The sequence below is a fragment of the Sphingopyxis sp. genome, from assembly GCF_050725655.1.
Classification (GTDB): Bacteria; Pseudomonadota; Alphaproteobacteria; order Sphingomonadales; family Sphingomonadaceae; genus Sphingopyxis.
In genome coordinates, this window is the sequence record NZ_JBOHHT010000064.1 from 23,131 (window position 1) to 29,937 (window position 6,807).

Genomic DNA, 6,807 nt, shown 5'->3' on the forward strand with positions numbered 1-6,807 from the left:
CGGCTCAAATAATCTTTGCCGCGCGCAAAGCCGAAATGGCTTCGCCGTCATAACCGAGCTCGGCGAGGATCGCATCGCTATGCTCGCCGACCTGCGGCGCACGCTGCGCAACGCCTTTGTCGCTAACTGAAAGTTGGATCGGCGCGCGGATCATGGGAATACCTGCCGGCGCGCCCGGATAGGTAACCGGCTCGACGAGTCCCATCGCCGCGACCTGCGGCTGCGCCAGCGCCTCGCCCGCACGCAGCACCGGCGCCGCCGGAACGCGCCCAGCAGCGAGTTGATCGATCGCCTCCGCGCTCGTTCGCTCGATGGACCAACGCTGCATGATCGCGCTCAATTCCGCGCCATTGTCGCCGCGAAGAATATCGCTCGCGTAAAGCGGATCGCCGACCAGCTCGGGCCGCCCGACCAGTTCGGCCCAGCGCGCGAAAATGCCATTGCCGACAATCTGGGTGAGTATCCATCCATCGCGAGTACGGAACACATCGGTCGGCCCCGAGCTGAAGGCGCGGTTGCCGATCGGCTGGCGATCGATGCCGTTCAGCGCATGGTCGATCGTCAGCGCGTTCGACAACGCGAGCGCGGTGCCGAGCAGCGAGCCCGATACGCATTGCCCCATCCCCGTCGTCTCGCGCTCGCGTAGCGCGAGCATGACGCCAAAGGCACTGTGGAGCGCGGTTCCGAAATCGACATAATTGACTTGCGCACGATAGGGCTGCTCAGGCGTGCCCGTCAGGTGCACCGTCCCCGACATCGCCTGCCCCACCGCGTCGAAACCAACGCGGCTCGCGAGCGGTCCTTCGCTGCCGAACGCCGATGCAGTTGCAAGGATGACCCGCGGGTTGATCGCGGCAAGACTATCGTAATCCAGCCCGAGCTTGACCAGCGCATCGTGCGGCAGGTTGGCGATCACGACATCGGCGGTTGCAACCAAGCGGCGAACAATCTCTCGCCCCTGCGGACTTCCTGGTTTCAGCGTCAGGCATCGCTTGGCACGGTTCATCTGCATGAACATCGCGCCCGACCCATCCGCAGCCACCGGCACCGTATAGCGGTCGTCATTGCCGCCCGGCGCCTCGATGCGGATAACGTCGGCGCCATAATCGGCGAGCAGCGCGGCGCAATAGGGTCCGGCGATATAGCGGCCGAAATCCAGTACCCTAATTCCCTGCAACGGCACGCTTCGCTCTCCCGACCCTGTTCTTTCGACGGGGCTAGCAGTCGCTGGTCGACGCTGCCAGTTCTTCGTCGAAAGCTGCCGCTTGCATGTTCGCGGGCGAACCATATGGTCACAGCATAATTTCAAACGGGGATAATTTCATGGCGCGCTTCGCTTTCGCCCTCGCGGCGACTTTGGCTTGTTCAACCTCGGTCTGGGCGCAAAGCGCGCCATCCACGCCGGCTCCCGCCGCCGATGACAAGGCCGACAAATGGGACGTCAACGCCCCGCCGGGCCTCGCAACGCGCAAGGTCCAGCTCGCGGTCGACGAAGGCAGCTGGATGAATGTCGACGTCGCGCCCGACGGGCGGACGATCGCCTTCGACCTGCTCGGCGACATTTATACCATGCCGATCGAAGGCGGCACGCCGACGCGGATTGCCGAAGGGCTCGCCTATGAGCATCAGCCGCGCTTCTCGCCCGACGGCAAACGCATCGCTTTCGTGTCGGACCGCGCGGGCGGCGACAATATCTGGCTGATGAACCGCGACGGCAGCGACAAGCGCCAGATCTCGAAAGAAGATTTCCGCCTGCTCAACCAGCCGAGCTGGAGCCCCGACGGCCAGTTCATCGTCGCCAAGAAGCATTTCACCACGGGCCGTTCGCTCGGCACGGGCGAAGTGTGGATGTACCATGTCTCGGGCGGCGCGGGCGTTCCGCTGGTCAAAAAACCCAACGAGAAGCACCAGAAGGAACTGGGTGAACCGATCTTCGCCGCCGACGGCAAGAGCGTATTTTACACGCGCAACGTCACCCCGGGCCCGATCTTCGAATATGCGCAGGACAGCAACACCGACCTCTTCCACATCGAGCGCTACAACCTCGAGGATGGCGAGGTCAGCACCGCCGCGTCGGGCCCCGGTGGCGCCGTCCGCCCGACCCCCTCGCCCGACGGCAAACGCCTCGCCTATGTCCGCCGCGAAGGAACGCAGTCGAAGCTGTATGTGAAGGACCTCGCCTCGGGCATCGACAAGAAAGTCTATGACGCGCTCGACCAGGATGTGCAGGAAACCTGGGCGGTCACCGGCGTCTATCCGAACATGGCATGGACCCCCGACAGCCGCGACATCCTCTTCTGGGCCGGCGGCAAGCTGCGCCGCGTCGGCGGGGCCGGCGGCGAGGCACGCATCATCCCGTTCAGCATCAACGACGACCGCACGATCATAGACGCGACGCACCCCACGGTCGACGTCGCACCCGACAGCTTTGCAACGCAAATGCCGCGCTGGGCCGAAGTATCGCCCGACGGCCGCAGCGTCGTGTTCGAAACGCTCGGCAAGCTGTGGGTCAAGCCTGCGACCGGCGGCAGCGCACGGCGGCTGTCCGCGGCGAAGGACGACGCGATGGAGCTGTGGCCAAGCTGGTCGCGCGACGGCAAATCGCTCGTCTTCGTGCGCTGGACCGACGGCGGCATGGGAGAAATCCATATCGTCGGCGCCGGCGGCGGCGCCTCGCGCAAGCTGACCACCACCCCTGGCCACTACGCCGAACCGCGCTTTTCGCCCGACGGCAAGACGATCGTGTTCGAACGACGCGGCAGCGGCGGGCTGACCTCGGCGCGCTGGAGCGAGGATCCCGGCGTCTATCGCATCGCCGCGAGTGGCGGAGCGGTCGAACGGATCAGCAGTGACGGCGCCAAGCCGCAGTTCGCGTCGACCAGCGACCGCGTCTTCATGGTCACCGCGAGCGACGGCAAGAGCCAGCTCGTCAGCACCGACCTCCACGGCCAGGACAAGCGCGTCCACGCGAACGGCGAACTCGTGAGCGATTATGAAATCTCACCCGACGGCCACACTCTCGCGTTTCGGCAGAATTACGACGCCTATGTCACCCCGCTGATGCCCGGCGGACAGGATGTCTCGCTCGGCACGAAGAGCGGCGCGCTTCCCGTCACGCGGGTCAGCGGCAGCGGCGCCGAATATATGAACTGGTCGGATGGCGGCCGCCGCCTCCACTGGAGCCGCGGCGCGACGCTGTTCAGTGCCGATCTCGCGAGCCTCTTCACCAACGCCCCCGCCGACGAGAAGGCGCCGAAATTCTCCCCGCCGACCGACGGCGTATCGCTGTCGATGACGCAGACGGCGTCGAAGCATAAGGGCATCGTCGTTATCACCGGCGCCAAAATCGTGACGATGGCCGACAAGGACGGTGGCATCATCGACAATGGCGCGATCGTCATCGACGGCGACCGCATCACAGCAGTCGGCCCGGCGGGCGCGATCACCGTTCCGGCGGGCGCCGTGACGGTCGATGCGACCGGCAAGACCATCGTCCCCGGCTTCGTCGATGCCCACGCCCACGGTTCGCACGGCGACGACGAACTGGTCCCGCAACAGAATTGGTCCGAAATCGTCAACCTCGCGATGGGTACGACGACGAGCCACAACCCCTCCTCGCGCGCGTCAGAAATCTTCGTCTCGTCCGAAATGCAGCGTGCCGGCCTGATTCTCGCGCCGCGCATCTTCTCCACCGGCGAAGTCATCTATGGCGCGAAGGCGGCGGGGGTTTATGCCGAAATCAACGGCTATGACGACGCGCTCGCGCACGTCCGCCGCCTGAAGGCGCAGGGCGCACACAGCGTCAAAAACTATAACCAGCCGCGCCGCGACCAGCGGCAGATGGTGGTGAAGGCCGCGCAGGTCGAAGGCATGACCGTCGTGCCCGAAGGCGGTTCGCTCTTCACGCAGGACGTCACGCTGATCCAGGACGGCAACTCGACCGTCGAACACAACATTCCGCTCCACACCTTCTACAAGGATCTGGTGCAGCTGTGGGGCCAGACTCAGGTCGACTACACGCCGACGCTCGTCGTGACCTATGGCGGCCCCGCGGGCGATCCCTATTGGCGTGCACACACCAATGTGTGGGAGCATCCGATCCTGACAAAGCATATCCCGCCGACCGAACTCGCCGCGAACAACAAGCGCCGCGTGATCGCGCCCGAAAGCGATTATGTCGACGATGATTCGGCGCGCGAGGCGGGCAAGATCGCCGCAGCGGGGCGCATGGTCTCGATCGGCGCGCACGGCCAGCAATCGGGGCTCGGCGCGCATTGGGAAATCTGGTCGTTCGTGCGCGGCGGGTGGAGCAACATCGATGCCCTCCGCGCCGCAACGATCATGCCGGCGACCTCGCTCGGCTATGCAAAGGATGTAGGATCGCTCGAGGCGGGGAAGCTCGCCGACCTCTTGATCCTCGACGCCGATCCGACGGAGAATATCCGCAATACCGAGCAAATCCACCGCGTGATGCTCGGCGGACGGCTGTACGACCCGCTGACGATGAACGAGGCCGAGACGGGGACGCGCAAGCGCCAGCCCTATTGGTGGGAAGCCGACAAACCCTGAGCCACCCTATAATTCCGTGGCGGGCCGTAATTTTGTGACGAGAGGGTTGCAAGACGTTCGGCCCGCCGCTAGGGGCGTCTCCTCTCAGCGAGGAGAGTTGGCTGAGTGGTCGAAAGCGTCGCACTCGAAATGCGAAGTGCCGGCAACGGTACCGAGGGTTCGAATCCCTCACTCTCCTCCATTTTTCTACATTTTTGACCACAGCAAGCCGCCCCGGTACACGACCGGGGCAGCTTACGGGCGCCGCTACCTGATAGTAACGAGCGACGGTGCGGCGAGCGCCGCGACGACCGCGCCGACGATCAGGAACAGCACGATATAAACGATGATCACGACCACCGTGTAGCCGAGCGCCTTGTCCTGCGGCGCCTTCATCAGCACCGGCAGGCCCAGATACAGGAGATAGAGCCCGTAAAGCGCAAACAAGAGGCTGATGAGGGAGAGCGCGGGCAGTATCCCGAAAATACCGCCGACCCACCCCGCAGTTGCTGAATAGGCTGCGACTTTAAGCGCTTGGACCTGGTCCTTTTGCCCGCCAAAGTTCGGCGCGAGGCCATCGATGACCAGCGCGAGGATGAAGATCGTCGCCAGCGACAGGCCGTATGAGACGATCGCCGACACAAGTGCGCCCACCAACGGCGGGTGATAGGTCACGCCGAGCATGGTGAACCCGAAAACCTGCCCGCCGATAAATCCGGCGAGCGGACCGATCGCCGCCAGTACCAGCACATAGGGCATATAGATCGATTGTACCGTCGCCGGCTCGGCCGCGATGACAGGCCATGTCTCTTTTGGCTTGAGAAGAATGTCCTTCGCGCGCTGGATAATGCCCGAAGCCGGACCGGTGATATTGGGTGGTACGTCCGTCATAATGCGTCTCCCCTGATCGTGCGGCCGACAACCCGAATGGGATATGCAAAAGCCAGAAGGGCACTTTAGCCCGCATCGCCAATGCATCTGTAACGCTGATCACAGCCCGATTCGGCAAACCACAGCCGAATTGGAATGTAACGGACTTGAAACGTGCGTAAACTGCCATAGATTGATCCTATGACGCCCGAATCCACTTCCGAACTTCCCGCCGCCGTTACCGCACCGCTGATTGGTCGCGCGCGCTTTGCGCCGGGAGACATCGTGCGCCACCGGATGTTCGATTTCCGCGGCGTCGTATTCGACATCGATCCGGTCTTTGCCAACAGCGACGAATGGTATGAAGCAATCCCTGAGGACATCCGTCCGGCGAAGGAACAGCCTTATTACCATCTGCTCGCCGAGAACGGCGATTCGTCGTACATCGCCTATGTCAGCCAGCAGAATCTGGTCGCCGATGGCGACAGCGGACCGATCGACCATCCGCAGATCGATGCGATGTTCGAGGGTCTGGAACGCGGGCGCTACCGCGTCCGCGCTATCCATCGCCACTAAGAGCAATCAGGCTTTCAGTTTCCATCCCGAGGCAAGCAGGCGATAGGTCAGCAGGCCCAGCCCGATATTGACCCCGACCAGCACGAGCACGGCGGTCAGCACCGGGTTGGCGATCGTCGAATCGACCGTACCGATAAAGCCGTAACGAAAGCCCATGATCGCATAATAGACGGGGTTGCCGTGCGCGATCGTTTGGAACCACGGCGCGAGCTTGTCGACCGAGTAGAAGGTTCCCGACAACAGCGCGAGCGGGGTGACGACGAAATTGGTCACCGCGGCGGCATGATCGAACTTTTCCGCCCAGACCGAGGTGATGAGGCCGAGGAAGCCGAGCATCGAAGCGCCGAGCACGCCAAAAACCGCTACCGCCCACAGATGGTCGGGCATCACGTGGACACCGGGCCACAACAGCATCGCAAGCCAAAGCGCCATACCGACAAGAATCGACCGCGTGATCGCGGCGCCAACCAGCGCGATGATCAGTTCGCCGACGGCGAGCGGCGGCATCAGATAATCGACGATCGTGCCCTGAATCTTGCCGACGAGCAGCGAAAAGGAGGAATTGGCGAAGCTGTTCTGCAGCATCGCCATCATGATGAGGCCGGGCGCGATGAAATCGGCGAAGGGAACACCGATGACCGTCCGTCCCGCGCCGCCCAGCGCGACGGTGAAAATGACGAGGAACAGGAGCGTGGTAATCGCCGGAGCCCAGATTGTTTGCAGCTGGACCTTGAAAAACCGGTGCACCTCCTTGACATATAGCGCGTGCATGCCGGGCACGTTCAGCGTTCGAATATGGGGAACGCCGGGTTC

Annotated in this window: 5 protein-coding genes and 1 tRNA gene; 3 read left to right on the forward strand and 3 right to left on the reverse strand. The window is 63.4% G+C overall.

Annotated features, from left to right (window positions below; genetic code table 11):
- Positions 1 to 4: 4 nt before the first annotated feature.
- Positions 5 to 1,183: a CaiB/BaiF CoA transferase family protein gene (locus tag ACREBX_RS09040; protein WP_431561412.1), complete on the reverse strand. Its 1,179-nt coding sequence runs from the start codon at positions 1,181 to 1,183 to the stop codon at positions 5 to 7.
- A 140-nt stretch (positions 1,184 to 1,323) separates the two neighbouring features.
- Between ACREBX_RS09040 and ACREBX_RS09045 the strand changes: the two genes are divergently transcribed.
- Positions 1,324 to 4,569, forward strand: a complete 3,246-nt coding sequence (locus tag ACREBX_RS09045; RefSeq protein ID WP_431561413.1) for an amidohydrolase family protein — start codon at positions 1,324 to 1,326, stop codon at positions 4,567 to 4,569.
- A gap of 91 nt (positions 4,570 to 4,660) precedes the next feature.
- Positions 4,661 to 4,750: transfer RNA gene (locus tag ACREBX_RS09050), tRNA-Ser, on the forward strand.
- Between the two features lie 65 nt (positions 4,751 to 4,815).
- On the opposite strand, the gene ACREBX_RS09055 is transcribed toward ACREBX_RS09050, so the two are convergent.
- Complete coding sequence (locus ACREBX_RS09055) at positions 4,816 to 5,439, reverse strand: Yip1 family protein (protein ID WP_431561414.1); 624 nt, start codon at positions 5,437 to 5,439, stop codon at positions 4,816 to 4,818.
- Positions 5,440 to 5,619: 180 nt separating this feature from the next.
- Between ACREBX_RS09055 and hspQ the strand changes: the two genes are divergently transcribed.
- Entirely contained in the window at positions 5,620 to 5,994 is a 375-nt protein-coding gene (hspQ, locus tag ACREBX_RS09060; RefSeq protein ID WP_431561415.1) for a heat shock protein HspQ, read from the forward strand.
- Positions 5,995 to 6,000: 6 nt separating this feature from the next.
- Here the strand turns inward: hspQ and ACREBX_RS09065 are convergent.
- Positions 6,001 to 6,807 (reverse strand): ABC transporter permease (locus tag ACREBX_RS09065; RefSeq protein ID WP_431561416.1); only part of this gene is annotated, 807 nt, incomplete at its 5' end.